The organism is Bacillus sp. SSR7 (genome assembly GCF_055902415.1).
Genome location: NZ_JBVVXV010000001.1, coordinates 354,341 through 370,220, shown reverse-complemented (window position 1 = coordinate 370,220; position 15,880 = coordinate 354,341). Strand labels below are relative to the sequence as shown.

General features: G+C 32.6%; 11 protein-coding genes and 2 pseudogenes. 9 read left to right on the top strand and 4 right to left on the bottom strand.

Annotation, left to right across the window (positions count from 1 at the left end):
• The first annotated feature begins 19 nt into the window (after positions 1–19).
• From iolE to AC0NJG_RS01965, 3 genes are all read left to right on the top strand, one after another.
• The gene (gene iolE, locus AC0NJG_RS01975) at positions 20–916 is read left to right on the top strand and encodes a myo-inosose-2 dehydratase (RefSeq protein ID WP_429680574.1); all 897 of its coding nucleotides are present in this window, start codon (positions 20–22) and stop codon (positions 914–916) included.
• 128 nt (positions 917–1,044) lie between these two features.
• Complete coding sequence (locus AC0NJG_RS01970; RefSeq protein WP_087952285.1) at positions 1,045–1,890, top strand: class II fructose-bisphosphate aldolase; 846 nt, start codon at positions 1,045–1,047, stop codon at positions 1,888–1,890.
• Positions 1,891–1,995: 105 nt separating this feature from the next.
• The gene (locus AC0NJG_RS01965; protein ID WP_087952286.1) at positions 1,996–2,787 is read left to right on the top strand and encodes a 5-deoxy-glucuronate isomerase; all 792 of its coding nucleotides are present in this window, start codon (positions 1,996–1,998) and stop codon (positions 2,785–2,787) included.
• Positions 2,788–2,980: 193 nt separating this feature from the next.
• Here the strand turns inward: AC0NJG_RS01965 and AC0NJG_RS01960 are convergent, their stop codons facing one another.
• On the bottom strand, positions 2,981–3,187 hold the full coding sequence (locus AC0NJG_RS01960; RefSeq protein WP_087996928.1) for a hypothetical protein: 207 nt from the start codon (positions 3,185–3,187) through the stop codon (positions 2,981–2,983).
• 287 nt (positions 3,188–3,474) lie between these two features.
• Here AC0NJG_RS01960 and AC0NJG_RS01955 point away from each other — a divergent pair, with 287 nt between their 5' ends.
• The 3 genes and pseudogenes from AC0NJG_RS01955 to AC0NJG_RS01945 all read left to right on the top strand — a co-directional run bounded on the left by AC0NJG_RS01955 (position 3,475) and on the right by AC0NJG_RS01945 (position 6,827).
• Entirely contained in the window at positions 3,475–3,990 is a 516-nt protein-coding gene (locus AC0NJG_RS01955) for a DinB family protein (RefSeq protein WP_474062800.1), read from the top strand.
• 146 nt (positions 3,991–4,136) lie between these two features.
• Positions 4,137–4,636: pseudogene (locus AC0NJG_RS01950) on the top strand (Rpn family recombination-promoting nuclease/putative transposase); the annotation flags it as partial.
• Positions 4,637–4,874: 238 nt separating this feature from the next.
• On the top strand, positions 4,875–6,827 hold the full coding sequence (locus AC0NJG_RS01945) for a bifunctional metallophosphatase/5'-nucleotidase (protein WP_474062799.1): 1,953 nt from the start codon (positions 4,875–4,877) through the stop codon (positions 6,825–6,827).
• 319 nt (positions 6,828–7,146) lie between these two features.
• On the opposite strand, the gene AC0NJG_RS01940 is transcribed toward AC0NJG_RS01945, so the two are convergent.
• Complete coding sequence (locus tag AC0NJG_RS01940) at positions 7,147–7,305, bottom strand: Phr family secreted Rap phosphatase inhibitor (protein ID WP_048524871.1); 159 nt, start codon at positions 7,303–7,305, stop codon at positions 7,147–7,149.
• Positions 7,305–8,405, bottom strand: coding sequence for a response regulator aspartate phosphatase (locus AC0NJG_RS01935; RefSeq protein ID WP_474062798.1), 1,101 nt, complete (start codon positions 8,403–8,405; stop codon positions 7,305–7,307). Before AC0NJG_RS01935 ends, AC0NJG_RS01940 begins: the two co-directional genes overlap by 1 nt.
• Positions 8,406–9,059: 654 nt before the next feature.
• Here AC0NJG_RS01935 and AC0NJG_RS01930 point away from each other — a divergent pair.
• The 3 genes from AC0NJG_RS01930 (at position 9,060) to AC0NJG_RS01920 (ending at position 14,282) form a co-directional block, all read left to right on the top strand.
• Entirely contained in the window at positions 9,060–10,292 is a 1,233-nt protein-coding gene (locus AC0NJG_RS01930; protein WP_262723965.1) for an N-acetylmuramoyl-L-alanine amidase, read from the top strand.
• A gap of 308 nt (positions 10,293–10,600) precedes the next feature.
• The gene (locus tag AC0NJG_RS01925; protein ID WP_474062797.1) at positions 10,601–13,330 is read left to right on the top strand and encodes a putative bifunctional diguanylate cyclase/phosphodiesterase; all 2,730 of its coding nucleotides are present in this window, start codon (positions 10,601–10,603) and stop codon (positions 13,328–13,330) included.
• 445 nt (positions 13,331–13,775) lie between these two features.
• Positions 13,776–14,282 carry a GNAT family N-acetyltransferase gene (locus AC0NJG_RS01920; RefSeq protein WP_070806058.1) on the top strand — a complete coding sequence of 169 codons (507 nt, stop codon included), beginning with the start codon at positions 13,776–13,778 and terminating at the stop codon, positions 14,280–14,282.
• Between the two features lie 232 nt (positions 14,283–14,514).
• On the opposite strand, the pseudogene AC0NJG_RS01915 reads toward AC0NJG_RS01920, so the two are convergent.
• A pseudogene (locus AC0NJG_RS01915) lies at positions 14,515–14,835 on the bottom strand (IS4 family transposase); the annotation flags it as partial.
• Positions 14,836–15,880 lie beyond the last annotated feature (1,045 nt).

The following is a 15,880-nucleotide window of genomic DNA, read 5'->3' as shown; positions in this document are numbered from 1 at the left end:
AAAGAGGAGAGATAAGGGAATGTTCAAAGAAAACACGATTAAGCTTGGAATTGCACCAATCGCTTGGACAAATGATGATATGCCGGAGCTAGGGGCAGAAAATACGTTTGAACAATGTATCAGTGAGATGGCACTTGCTGGATTTAATGGAAGTGAAGTAGGTAATAAATATCCGAGAAATACAGTTGTATTGAAAAAATCTTTGGAATTACGAAACCTGGAGATTGCTAGTGCATGGTTTAGTACGTTTTTAACAACGAAGCCGATTGAAGAGACGGTAGAAGAATTTATTAAGCATAGGGATTTCTTACATGACATGGGTGCAGAAGTCATCGTTGTTTCAGAGCAAGGGCATAGTATTCAAGGTTTAATGGATGTACCACTATTTAAAAATAAGCCTGTTTTTACAGAAGAAGAGTGGGAAAAGCTAGCGGATGGGTTACATCACCTCGGTAAATTAGCTCAGGAAAAGGGGCAACATATTGTATACCATCATCATATGGGTACGGGTGTTCAAACAACGGCAGAAATTGAAAAGTTAATGGACATGACTGATCCAGCGCTTGTATCTCTGCTTTTTGATACAGGTCATCTTGTTTTTTCAGGAGAAGAGCCGCTTTATATTTTAAAAAAATATTTACCTCGTATTAAACATGTACATTTAAAAGATATTCGCCAGGAAGTAGTAGATGTTGTAAAGGAAAACGAATTGAGCTTCTTACAGGCAGTGAAGAATGGGGCATTTACAGTTCCCGGGGATGGCGTAATTGGATTTGATGAAGTGTTTACTATCCTTGCAAACTCTGATTATAAGGGTTGGTTTGTGGTAGAAGCAGAGCAAGATCCAGCTTTAGCGAATCCTTTTGAATACGCATTAAAAGCCCGAAAATTTATACAAGAAAAAGCAGGTCTGTAATTTAAGCATTTTAAGATTATCCCTAAGTAAATGGTATGGTAATCAACATGTCTTCTTACAAAATGGATAAAAAGACGTGAAGGTTGGTTTTACATGTAATAAATAATATTGAAATAGGGGAGTATGTAATGCCATTAGTTCAAATGAAAGATATTTTAATTAAAGCAAATCAAGAGAATTATGGGGTTGGAGCTTTTAGTGTCGCTAATATGGAAATGGTAATGGGAGCTATTAAAGCAGCTGAAGAGTTAAGTTCACCGCTTATTCTACAAATTGCGGAAGTTCGCTTGAATCATTCGCCAATTCATATGATTGGTCCTTTGATGGTAGCTGCAGCAAAAAAAGCAACTGTTCCAGTAGCAGTTCACTTTGATCACGGTATGACATTTGAAACAATTAAAGAGGCGTTAGAAATTGGTTTTAGTTCGGTTATGTTTGATGGATCTCACTATCCATTAGAAGAGAATATCAAAAAGACAAAAGAAATTGTAGCACTTGCGAAACAATACGAAGCGACAGTAGAGGCTGAGATTGGCAGAGTTGGTGGTAGTGAGGATGGATCAGAAGATATTGAGATGTTGCTAACAAGTACTAAAGAAGCAAAACAATTTGCAGAAGAAACAGACGTAGATGCGTTAGCTGTTGCGATTGGAAATGCGCATGGTATGTACAATGGAGATCCCAATTTACGATTAGACCGCCTACAAGAGATTAATGAGGTAGTCCATATCCCACTCGTTTTACATGGCGGCTCTGGCATTAGCCCAGAGGATTTCAAGCAATGTATTCAACATGGTGTTCGTAAAATTAATGTAGCGACAGCCACATTTCAGAATGTAATTACTGCGGTTAACAATACCGTCCTAAATACTCCGTATTCAGATTATTTTACGTATCACCAGGATGTTATTGAGGCCGCATATGAAAACGTTAAAAGTCATATGCAAATATTCGGAAGTGAAAACAGAGCATAATCAGAAAAAATTTCTTCATTACTAGTTAGAAGAAATTCGGAATGTAGTTAGCTGACAAAAGTGGAGAATGCTAGTGAAGCCATTAATTAAAAGGAGGAGAAAGCCATGTTAGGAAAATTAGGTGAATTACATGAAGGATATAATGTATTAACAGAAATGAACGGTCAATGCAGTGATATGTTAATGGATATAGGCATATATAAGATGTCTAATGGAAAACAAGAATTGCTATTTGATAATAAGAATGAAACAGCAGTTCTTTTACTGGAAGGGGCAATACGTTTAGAGTGGGAAGGAATGGAACAAGTTATTCAAAGACAGTCTGTGTTTGAAGAAAACCCTTGGTGTTTACATGTATCTAAAAATGTGAAGCTTACAATTACTGCTCTTTCAGATAGTGAAGTGCTTGTTCAAAAAACGGATAATGATCAAGAATTTGCTTCTAAGTTATATACCCCAAATGAGTGTCAAAGTGTTGTGACTGGAGAAGGAGTATGGGAAGGAACAGCACAGCGTGTTATTCGTACGATTTTTGACTATAACAATGCAGCATATTCTAATATGGTAGTAGGAGAAGTTATTTCTTATCCAGGGCGATGGTCCAGTTATCCACCTCATCACCATGATCAACCGGAGGTATATTATTATCGCTTTAACAAGCCACAGGGATTTGGATGTGCAATGGTTGGTGAGGATGCTTATCGCGTTGTACATAATAGCTTTATTACAATTCCAGGTGAACTAGACCATCCGCAAGCAACTGCGCCTGGATATGCCATGTATTTTTGTTGGATGATTCGACATCTTGAGAATAATCCATGGAATGATCGTATCATGGAGGAAGACCACAAGTGGTTATTAGAACCAAACACGAAAATTTGGCCAGAAAAGGAATAGACGAAAATAAAAACGAGCAATCCTATTCATAGTGATAAGGTGCTCGTTTTTTTATTTGTGTGTGGAAAGGAAAATTCTTCTTACTGTTATCGCCGGATTATTGTCCTGCGAACATTTAAAGAAGGAGAATTCTTTCAGAAATTATGTAAAATAAATCTTTTATTTTGGTCTGTGTTTCTGACTTGTTAGTTATTTACTTTTTGTTTGTTGTTCTATCTACATCTGAAATGGGTAAGTCTGTGCCATATAGGTCTTGGTTAATAACTTTATTGCTAATGTTTGGATTATGTTCCACTTGAGATGATGTTTCTAGCATTTGTTCTTGTTCCTTACTAGGGGTATTCAGAGCATCCGATGGGACACGATTCATCTGTTTGTTTACTAGCTTTTCTTTATCCATATAATACAGCTCCTTTTTGAGATGAGATTAAAAACAATGGAATTATGAATAGACACTTCGATATTTTGAGCCTTTGAATGGAATTATATACAAACTTATATTGCAAAGATTGCTTTTATTCGTTTCTTGTTTTGGTTTACATTTTGTTTCGTTACAAGTTTTGTTGTTAAATTGGCACAACAACAGATATGATAACCAATAGGTAGTGAAGGATAATATTTTTTCATAGAGAATAATGCTAGAGTAGGAATTAATCTATTTTGCTTTTAGATGAAAGGGGAATTCTCATGAATACACTTGTTAATGATAAGTTTTATGATACGCGAAATCATTTATTTGAGGAAATTACTTTGTTAAGTGATACTCAATTTAATAAGAAACCAGATAAGGATAAATGGAGTATAGCACAAGTATGTCATCACTTAGTGTTATTAGATGAAAGGGTTATAAAGGTCATTTCATCTGGACTAAAAAAGATGGATAGTACACAAAATGAGCGTAAAGAAATTCAATCTATATTATTAGATAGATCTATAAAATTTATAGCCCCAGAAATGATTCAACCAAACATAGAGCCATTTGAAGTGCAGCAAATGGTCGAATTGTTAAACGACGCTAGAAAAGAATTAATGCGTTTCCTAAGTACAATAGAAGATGAATCTATATTAGCGAAAAAATCAGTGATGCATCCAGCTCTTGGAGAATTACTTCTTGATCAGTGGATAGAACTGATTTATTTGCATGAACAGCGCCATATAGAACAAATTAAGGAGATAAAATTATTTTGTGAAGTTGGAAAGTAAAAATCATTGTCTATTTTTAGAGAAATGTATGCTATTAAATTATATAAAAAAGAATTCAAATAATTTTTATACCAAAAAGTAGTGTAAATTCACTACTTTTTTATTGCTCTAATTATTAAAATAAAAGAAGTGAAAGTGGGGGGAGTTTAATTTCTCAGGAAGATGAATTTCATACTATCGGACAATTATGGAATACAAAAATGCAACAACTATTAAGCGACGATATTGAAATCCATCTTGTAGAGATACCGAAATTAGTAAAACAATGGCGTGAAGAAAAAGTAAACCCTTGAGAAAATTCATTTGTTTGTTGGATGTTATTACTACCAGCGCATGGAGATGAACATTTAACTCAAACATTGTATTGGAGGGGATTGATATGAATCAAGATCCAATTTTACAAAAGACAATAAATAAATGGGAAAATATGAGCCATGATTCTTCTTTCCGAACAGCATATGAAGCTCGCGAGAAATTGCTTTTAGATGAACAAGCTAAGCTAGCACATGCAGAACAAGAGGGCATGGAAAAAGGTAAGATGCAAATGATCCGAGGAATGCATGAAATTGGTGTACCGCTTGAAACTATTGCAAAAGCAAGTAAGTTGAGTGTAGAGGAAATAGAACGTATCTTAAAATTAAAGTGAACATATATGAACCTATAGTACTCATGAATAAGAGAAAGTAGACACTCATTGTTATAGTACGTTTAATAGAAAAGCATTGCTGAACAATTCGGCAGTGCTTTTCTATATCATTTTTTGTTTTTCATGCAGAATCCCCCGTAAAATTACTTTTTGTAGTTGAAGTTTTCCGAATAATAAGTTACATTTTTAAAGTTCAAGCAACTATATGACAGTACAAAAGGGGAGAAATATTGTTATTATGCAAAAAATGAAATGGAAGAACTATTTATGTTATTTTGTTATTCTTATACTTCTTGGAACAGCGGTAACAGTCAAACCATCTATCTCAAAAGCTGAGGAACCTGATGTTAATATTACACTGTTAGGTACTGCAGATATTCATGGTAGATTTATGCCCTGGGATTATGCGCTTGATGGTGCAAATACGAGTGGAAGTTTAACGCAACTCTATACGGTTATAAAGAAGGTACGTCAGGAAAATCCAAATACCATATTAGTAGATGCTGGGGATACAATTCAAGGAAATTCAGTAGAGTTATTCAATGATCAACCACAATCGCCAATGATGGTAGCGATGAATGCAATGGGATATGATGCTTGGGCATTTGGAAATCATGAATTTAACTTTGGATTAGATACATTGAAAAAAGTTAGTGAGCAATATAAGGGCAAGACACTAGCAGGAAATATTTATAAGGAAAATGGAGAGCGTTTTCTTCCTGCATATACAATTGTTGAAAAAGGTGGAATTAAAGTCGGGATTATTGGTATGAATACACCAATGATTAGTGATTTTGAAAAAGGGACAGATCATTTGGATGGTTTAGTGGTGAAAAATCCAGTAGAAGAGACAAAGAAGGCCATTAAAGAGTTAGAAGGTAAAGTAGATGTAATGGTAGGCGTTATGCATATGGGACTAGAAAATGAGAATGGAATCCCTGGTACTGGGGTTCAAGATATTGCGAATGCTTGTCCGGAACTAAGTGCTATTTTTGCAGCCCATATGCATAAGCTTGTTAAAAAAGAAGTTGTAAATGGTGTCATTATTACAGAACCAGATAAATATGGAACACATATCTCACGTATTGACCTTACTTTTACAAAGCAAGATGGAAAGCTGGTTCTAAAAGATAAAACTGCTACCGCTATACCTGTAAAAAATAATGATGGAACAACAGTAGTATCTGATCCTACACTTGAAGACACACTGACACCTTTTCACGAGTATGCGAGGGGTGATGCAAATGTTGTAGTCGCTCAATTAAAGGGCAGAAACCTTGTTCCTGAAAATGAAATAAAGGGTATTCCAAGTGTGCAGATTCAAGAGACACCTTTATCGGATTTCTTTCATGAAGTCATGCTCTACTACAGCAAAGCAGATGTAGTCGCCCATCAAATTGATAACGATAATGCCCGTTTGGATGTAGGGCCTATTAAGAAAAAAGATATTGCATATAATTATCAATATGCTTTGGGTGAAATTACGGTATATAAGGTAACTGGGAAAGACTTAAAAGACTATATGGAATGGGCAGCGGGGTACTTTAACTCATCTCGTCCTGGAGATGTAACAGTTAGTTTTGATAAAACCCGTCGTGCATCTAAATACAGTACGAACGATTTCTTTGGAGGCGTAAAATACGAAATTGACTTAACAAAACCATATGGAAGTAGAATAACAAATTTACGTTCTATTCGTACAAATAAACCAATCAAAACGAATGATGTTATGACGCTGGGAATGAATGCATATAGAATGGAGGCTCTTCAGGCAAAAGGTGGAGCTTTAGAGGGGCGTAAGTTTGAACAAATTTGGTCATCTAAACAAGAGAATGCATTCGGGGAAACTGGTGGAACCATTCGTAACCTTGCTATTACATATTTAAAAGAGGTAAAGAATGGTGTATACACACCTAAAGTTATGCATAATTGGAAAATTACTGGTGTGAATACACAGTCTTCAGAGCATAAGGCTGTAGTGGATCTGGTGAATAAAGGGATATTAGAAATTCCCAAAACTGAAGATGGAAAATATACAAATATAGCATCTATAAATACTAAAGATTCAATTACAAAAGAAGAGATTGTATCACTCTCACAAAAAGCAAATATTAATCCAAATCAGTTTAAGCATATAAAAACGAAAGGTGAATTTTACAAAAAACTTAGTAAAAGTGTGGAAAAAATATAAGAAAAATGACTCTGGTGCAAAAAAATTTAAATATAGAATTGTGATTTTTCTAAGTAGTAGATTTAAATTTTTAACTAGAAGTGTAAATATATACAAACGAGCATCCCTATACATGGCGATAGGGTGCTCGTTTTCTATTTATGTATAGAAAAACTTCTCTATTTTTAGTCTGTCATCCTACACACAATTATAGTAACGTGAGTAGTCCGAAACAAATCTGTTTCGGACTGGGAGTTTAATATTTTATCTACTATATTCAACTTTTTTTGTATTTGTAGTATGAATTTTCTGATTTTTTAAGCGAGAAAACTGGATTACGTTAATTAATAGATACTCCACCAGAGACACTCAGTTTTGTTGGTGCAGGCGTATCTCCACCATTAAATGAAGAGTGTTGTGATACATTTAAACTAATCATGCTACATGCTAATGTACTTACTATTATCGTACTGAATAACAATTTTTTTATTTTTTTCATTACTTTAACGCTCCTTTTCTTAAATGTTTCTTATCAGCATGATTGCTAATATAGAAATACTCACTCGCTTTAACATGATTATTTGCTTCGTAAAATTGCAGTGCTAAAATCTCTGCATATTCTTTAACACAATCCCACATTTCCTCTTTTTCAAAATAAGAAATGGCATCAGTAACTACTTTTTCGAGTTTAATTCTAGGCAGTTCTGTGATTAGTTCATTTAAAACTGCGAAGCGGTGTATATATTCTTCATTTCCTGACTCATTTGAATATTTCATTCCTTGCTCGATATATGCTCTTGCTGTTTCAACGCCTTCTAACTTATAATATGCTCTTGCTAAGACAAATAATGCTTTAAAATGGTTCGGTATGGTATTTATAATTTCAGAACTCTGTCTAATCGCTAATGGATATAAATCTTGAATATTATATAACCAGCCTAAATTGGATCGTACTCGTAATAATAATTGTTCTTCATCATACTTCTTAAAAACATCAATGACCATATTGAGACATTCTTCCGCTCTTTCAAATTCTCTTAGATCTATACAAGCCAGTCCATATACATTGTCGCACAAAGCGATATTAATTTTATAGCCTACATGATTTAAATATATTTCTCTGGCTTTTACTGCATGTTGAATCGCTTCAAATGGTTGATAAGATTGATAACAGTATGTTGAAAATCTATACTCAAACTCAGCTTTTTCTATTTCGTCAGGTATATCTTTTAAAAGTCCTTCCGCCTTTTCATAGTGTGCTTTTGCCTCAGTATAATTTGCTATAATCGTAGAGTGGATTGCCTTAAAGAAATAATAATAGTAAGCTAAAAATGAAAATTCCTCTTTAATATGAGGTAGTTTTTCTATTTGATTAAAAGAATCTTTTGTAATACTCATTCCATCTACCAAAACTTTATATCTAAAATTTAGTAGGGAATAATAGAATAATACATATTGGTCTGTTTCTATTCCTTTTAAACTTTCTTTTACTTTTAGATATGTTTGTTTTGCTTCTACTACATGATATAAACGAATTTCTTCATACCATTCATGTAATAATTCCATCAATTGTTTATTACTTTTTTCTTGAACAGTCATAATATCCCCCATTTCTCTGTAAAGGCTTATTCTGATAATAACAGGAATTCGATAAATTAAATTTAATCACGATTTTTTTCATAAATATACAGAATATTCTGAATTTATAAGTTGTCCATACTTTTAAATTTGAAAAGTATAGGTAAGGTAGTACAAGTTTCGTTAATGTATTTTTTGATTTTTTTACAGTTTTCTATTAAATACTTCTTATGAGAGGGAGCGTAGGTTAATGATTTTCCTGTTTATATTCTTTTGACTGGAAAGTCTATACATACACTTAATTTCGTAAATTTTTTTTATAGAGATATAAAAACTTTTTTGTTGCTAATTATTCATCTTATGTAATAATTAGTCACTACATTATTAATATGGTTACCTTACAAAAATGTAAGATTTTTTTGATTGACACTCGTACATATAAGTAACTATACTGGTTACACGAGCTTGGTAAACATATCAAATAGTCCCTTATTATAAGTGTATGTCTATAGATTTTTTTCGAAATAATAGTTTAAATTAACTAATTATTATTTACCTGTATTATAGTGAATTTGCCAACCTACTCTATTGTTTAAACTAAGTCATATTACTTATAAGATTCACTATAAATGATAAATTTACTAAGCTGTAATATTATTTTAGGAGTGTTACATTTTGAAATACAAATTAATTGCTACAGGAATTCTTGCTGGAAGTCTACTATCCTACTCATCTAGTGCATTTGCAAATACTCACAAATTCCCAGATGTTCCTGCATGGGCTGACAAATCCGTTAATTATTTAGTTGATAAACAGGTATTGAATGGTTATCCAGATGGAACTTTTGGTTCTAGCGATACATTAGATAGAGCTTCTGCAGCAACCATTATGACAAAAGTTCTAGGTATACAAGTTGATACAAGTGCAAAACCTTCTTTTACAGATTCTCAAAATCATTGGGCAAGCCCTTATATTGCGGCTGCTGAAAAAGCAGGAATTATAAAAGGTGAAGGGAATGGATTATTTAATCCTTCTGGAAAAGTTACTCGTGCTGCAATGGCAACAATGTTAGTAAATGCATATAAGCTACAAGATAGAACAAATAGTAATGGGCAAAGTAAATTTGATGATTTAAAAGGACATTGGGGTGAAAAATTCGCCAATATTTTAATTGATTTAAAGATTTCTGTTGGTACTGATAATGGTTGGCAACCAAATAAATTCATAACACGTGCAGAAGCTGCACAACTTACTGCCAAAACAGATACCCTTCAATCCAGTCCGAAAAACCCTTTAGAAAGTAAAACAATCATTATTGATCCTGGACATGGTGGTGCAGATCCTGGAAAGCCCACAAAAGGATTGTCAGAAAGTAAAATCGTATTAGATACTTCTTTACGCCTACAACAATTGCTTGAAAAGCATACACCATTTACAGTTTTACTAACACGTGAATCTGATACTAGGCCTGGACATGACCAAAAAAGCTCTTTACAGGAACGTGTTAAATTTGCTAAGCAAAATGAGGGTGATATCTTTATAAGCATTCATGCAAATGCTTTTAATGGTAATGCAAAGGGGACAGAAACATACTACTATAATTCTTCTGAATCCGAAAAAACAAATCCTCATGTAGAAGAAAGCCGTGTTTTAGCGGAAAAAATTCAAACACGTTTAGTAGAGGCTCTTCAAACGCGTGATAGAGGCGTTAAACATGGAGATCTTCATGTTATAAGAGAAAACGATATGCCAGCTGTGTTAACGGAATTGGCTTTTATAGATAATGGTATCGATTACAGTAAACTATCTACAGCAAACGGCAGACAGATTGCAGCAGAAGCTATTTATGAAGGGGTTTTAGATTATTACGAATGGAAAGGAAATAATGTATCTGAATATAGATTATGATAAGCAAAAGAAGATTTAGCAATTCTAGTAATAAGTAATTTATAAATTGCTAAAGTATAGTTTTGTTATTTGTAATGATTTTTAGTTTTATAGTGTATACTGGCGCCGACTTATTAAGAATTATAAATAAGTCGGTGTTTTAGTTAGAGTCCTTCATGAGTCTATAAAAAGTTATGGACAAAAAAAGATGAATAGTTCGACTAACAATAAGTTATTTTGAAAGAAATCTTTTGAAATGGACATAATAGAAATAATAATTAGAAACAAATTTAATAAAAAATGATGAAAGACTTAAGAAGGTGAATATATTGCGTAAACATTCACATGTGCATTTTTATGTATTGATATTGGCTCTAATAGCTTATTTAAGCTTTTGCTTTATATTTTTATTTGTTTTTCCGAATCAGTATTTTGTATCAGATTTTAATATACGATTCTCATCTTTAGTTGTTGAAACTATTGTACTTATTTCATTACTCTATTCTATAGTATCCAGAAAAGTTAAGTTAGGAGTGTTTTGGGCTAGTATTACTATTGCAATAGGGTGTTTCTTGATAGGGAATTTTATATCTGCTTTTCAAGTACTTAATATAGAATTACCAATACAAAATTTTAATATCTCTGATGTATTTTTGTTGTTTTTCTTATTCTTCTTTCTCTTTGCGTTCTTTTATAAAATCATGATGGAATGTAACAAATGGGAAAAGGCGTATTTGATTTGTGATTTATGTATTGTTGTTACTGCTATTTTCACCTTAGAGTGGTACCTATTTAATAAACCTTCTGCAAATATTTTATTCTTATCAATTGGAGATGTTTTTCTTTCATTTATTTTCCCGATTATAGATCTATTGCTTCTTTTACTAGGCATTAGCCTTATCTTTCGACCAGCAATTTTTAATGCGAAAAGTAAATTATTTATTTTCATCTTAGTATTAACTGGATTGTCTATTACGGACTATTTATATTTCTATTTACAAGATGATTTATCAAATCGTTCACTCATATTATTAAGGTGTTTATATAGAGTTTTTCTATTATTTATTGCCATTGCCGCTACTATCCCAAGGAGTGCATCTTCTAGAAGAAATTATTTTATTATTAATCCGACATTTGGAAAGAAACTTCTTGTCATATTTCCTTATCTTGCAGTTGCAATCTTAATTGGTTTTACTTTAAAAGAGCAAACTTCTTCAGCTACACTGATTACGGGCAATTGTATTGCCTTTGTATTTGTACTGATTCGTCATACAATTGTACGAATGCAAAACAAAGATTTAACCGAAACATTAAAAGTGTTTAATAATCAATTAGAGCAAAAAGTATCTCAAAGAACAGCGGATTTAATAAAAAAATCTAATGATTTGGTGAAAAATCAAGAGAGGTTTAAGTCCTTATATGAGTACCACCCAGATCCTATTTTAACGATTGATTCAAATGGTACCATTTTAAATATAAACCAGTCTGGAAGTATATTATTAGGGAAAGACAGTGCTGCATTAATAGGAAAAGAGTGCTTCTCTATTTTTTTTGATGAAGATAAATCTGAATTGGAATCGGCTATAAAGAAAGGGAAACGATGTAGTTCATCTTCGTTACAGTTACGTGTGAAAAATAACAATGAGAAGGATATACTTTTTTGGTATGTCACTATAGTTCCTATTATGATAGAAGGACAACCCTTTGGGAGCTATGTAATGGTAAAAGACATAACGAGGATGAAACAACAACAGGAAGAGATAAATTATCTTGCATTCCATGATACGGTGACGGAGATTGGAAATCGTATATTCTTCCAACAAGAATTAGATAGATCCATTAAGCGTGCACAAAAAACAAAGGATAAGTTTGGCCTCTTGTATATAGATTTAAATCGTTTTAAGACTATTAATGATACACTGGGTCATTCGATTGGTGACAGGGTTTTAAAAGAAGTTGCTAAACGTTTTAGGACATGTCTGTCACCGCCTATTCCTCTAGCAAGAATAGGTGGAGATGAGTTTGCAATCATTGTCCATAACCACACGGAACAGCAGCTATTGGATTTGTGTAAAAATCTATTTCGTATAACTGATGAACCATTTGTAGTAAATTATCATAGTTTTTACTTATCTCTTAGTATAGGAATAGCAGTGTATCCGTTTGGAGGAATAAATACTACTACACTTTTACAACACGCTGATATCGCTATGTATAGTGCAAAGGAAAAAGGTAATAATGCTGTTTGTATGTATGACGAGACATTATCTCAAAAAGTAACTCGTCGATTACGATTAGAACAGGATTTACCAAATGCAATTGAAAATAATGAATTGTTTTTATTGTATCAACCACAAATTGATAGTAAGGAAGGAAAGGTTATTGGTGCAGAGGCTTTAATACGTTGGCAACATCCAGAGCTTGGGCTGATTTCTCCTTTTGAGTTTATACCTATAGCAGAAGAAACGTCGCAGATTATTTCAATTGGGAAGTGGACGTTACAGAAAGCGTGTCAACAACTGAAAGAATGGCATTCTATGGGCTTTTCAAATCTAAAGATGGGGATAAATTTATCAGCTATAGAGTTTGAACAGAAAGATTTTGTTCAAACGATTATTTCTACTATAGAAGAAATAGGAGTACCAGCTAACTTGATTGATTTGGAATTAACAGAGCGAATTGCCATGGTAGATGAGAAAGAAACTTTATCGAAGTTAAAAGCCTTAAAATCATATGGTGTACATTTATCAATTGATGATTTTGGTACAGGATATTCTTCATTAGCGTATCTACCTTTGTATCCAATTGATACTTTGAAAATTCCAAGAGAATTTGTGAATAGAATTGGAACTTCAAATGATGGAGATGAAATTATTCAAACAATTATTTCGTTAGCCCATACTTTAAATATGAAAGTAATAGCAGAAGGGGTAGAAACGAAGGAGCAATTAACAGTGTTACAACAAAATGCATGTTATCTAATTCAAGGTTATTACTACAGTAAGCCTGTAAATGAAGATGAATTTATTAATTTTTTAAATACGACACAAAATATATAAGTCCCAAAAAATATATGAATTAAAGTGAGAAGACGTTCTACTCATATGGAGTAGAACGTTTTTCTTATGTTTACTTTCAGAAGGTATGCAGTTAAGTTTCTGTTTTTGAGAGTAAATTTAGTATCCATATTCTCATTATTAGATTTGTTTTGAACTACACGCTTATTTAAGTGAATAAAAGTTAGAATAGTTAAGGAAAAGGATAATTTTGTTCTCAATTAACATAATTTTCAAAAATAAAATCTGCGGATGTTAAGATTTGTTATATAATATAGTTGTCAAAGTACTACCCCTGTAGTTTCTATGATGAATTGGTAAGATAGTTTGTTTGTCCCATATATTCATGTGATATAAAAAAACTTGTAGAGATTCCTGCAAGTTCTTTTTTTAAGGATTAAATGTGAATCTGAAATAAAGTAACGAGTTTTTGAGGGGAGAAAAGTAAATGTTTATAAAAGCAGAAAGATTACTAATACGAAAATTTGAATTCAAGGATTGGGAAGCTGTTCATGAGTATACATCAGATAGCGATGTTATGAAATACATACCTGAAGGGGTTTTTACTGAAGAAGATACAAGAAATTTTGTAAATAAAAATATGGGGGAAAATGCTAAGAGCTTTCCTGTGATACTAATAGGTGAAAATATCCTGATTGGTCATATTGTTTTTCATAAATATTTTGGTGAACATACTTATGAGATTGGGTGGGTATTCAATCCTAAATATTTCAATAAAGGATATGCTTCTGAAGCAGCACAAGCTACATTGAAATATGGGTTTAAGGAAATGAAATTACATAGAATTATAGCTACATGTCAGCCAGAAAATACCCCATCATATCGAGTGATGGAGAAAATTGGAATGAAGAGAGAAGGCTATTTCAAGAAGTGTATACCCCATGGAAATGAATGGTGGGATGAATATTATTACGCCATTTTAGAAGAAGAGTAGTGTCTCAGAACGTATTATTAAAATCAAAATCATAATTAAAATTGTGCTATCATTTTTTGAGAATTGCTTGGTCTATAAAATAATTAAAATGTGGGTGGTGCTCTATGCCTATCAAGCTAACATTATACAAGTTTAATTTCATGTAAGATTTTTTCTTTTTTCTAAAGATCCAGTGTAAGTTCTTTAAAAATTTGCATACTAAATAAATCCTATCGGGCTTCAATTTTTTTGATTACGCTACCTGATTGTGGGACATAGAAAAATTATATACGATGCCTAAGATATCAATGACTGTTTTCTTCTTATACCTATCGGATTTTCGTCCGTTTTTCTGTAAGAGATTAAACAGATGAAACAATATCTTTGTTAATTCTTGGGTTTCTTTTGTAAAGATTGATAAAGAAGTGAAAAATATTCTTTTATGATATAAATCGCTTTATATTCGCTTAATTTTCGTTTCTTTTTGCTGAAGAGTAATTGGTGCATTTTGAAACATGGTGGAGGAATAAAAAAAGGTGCTAATTAATTGTCCATATAAATGACATTTAAGTCGTCCTTAATTGATGTACACCCCAAATGTTAGACACGAACAACAATTGGAGTGTACTTTTTTATGGTTAAATTTACACGAGAGGAAAAAGTAAAGATAGTAAGAAGGTTAGATAAACATGATGGAGTGAAGAGATTTGTAAAATCTATAAAGGTTCATCCAAGAGTGAATTAAAAGATATAAAGCAGTGCGGTATTTCAAAACAGTTTATTCCGCAAAATACATATGGATTGATGCTGTTATCCATTCCAATCTTTGTAATAATCTGATGTAGACGTTAGCGCAAAAAAGTCCGCAATCTATTATTAGTAATTCATGAAGATGAGAATAATAAAAAAATATTTCTTAATTTTAATATTTAAAACTTATGTATACGTGTTACAATGAAATCCTCCAATTTATTTTATTCTTCTATTTAGAATTTATGGTTTAATATCTGATAAAACAAAAGTGACTGTAGTAAATAGATAAATGAATGAAGTGAAACGGTCAGAGTGGTTTAAAGGCTGTTAAGCATAGTTATTCAAAAAATAAATTCACTTAGTTAAGTTGAAGAAAATTTAGTATGGTAAGGGTTTCATTCAATGTGAATCGTTCTAAATTAAACTTTTGATTCAATTAAAGCTAAAAATTATCTTTTAAATGAAGTCTATGTTTCCTCCAGTTAATTTAGAAGAATTCGTAGTCCTAACATTACTTACTGTGAACTACTCGCCACTTAGCAAAGCTTGAAGTGGGAGCTTCTCAGTTCCACGACGAAAGTAACCTTTCGTCTCCCTGAGCGTTACTTCGGGGTGTTCCACCCCTAGATGTCCAACGCATGGATGCTCTTTTGGTACGGTTGATATTTTACGCAGGAACCGAATGGCTTGGTTTTCGCACTCTATTTTCTTCCTGCAACCTTCTATATCAAGTTATCAAAGAACTTCATATAGCTAGTTTATCAAAAGTTTTTGGCTATGCCAAACCGAAATTCATCTCCCACCTATCGTTGGGCTACGCTCTTCACACGCTTGAGGAAGGAGAATTCTTTCGGGGAATACGATAA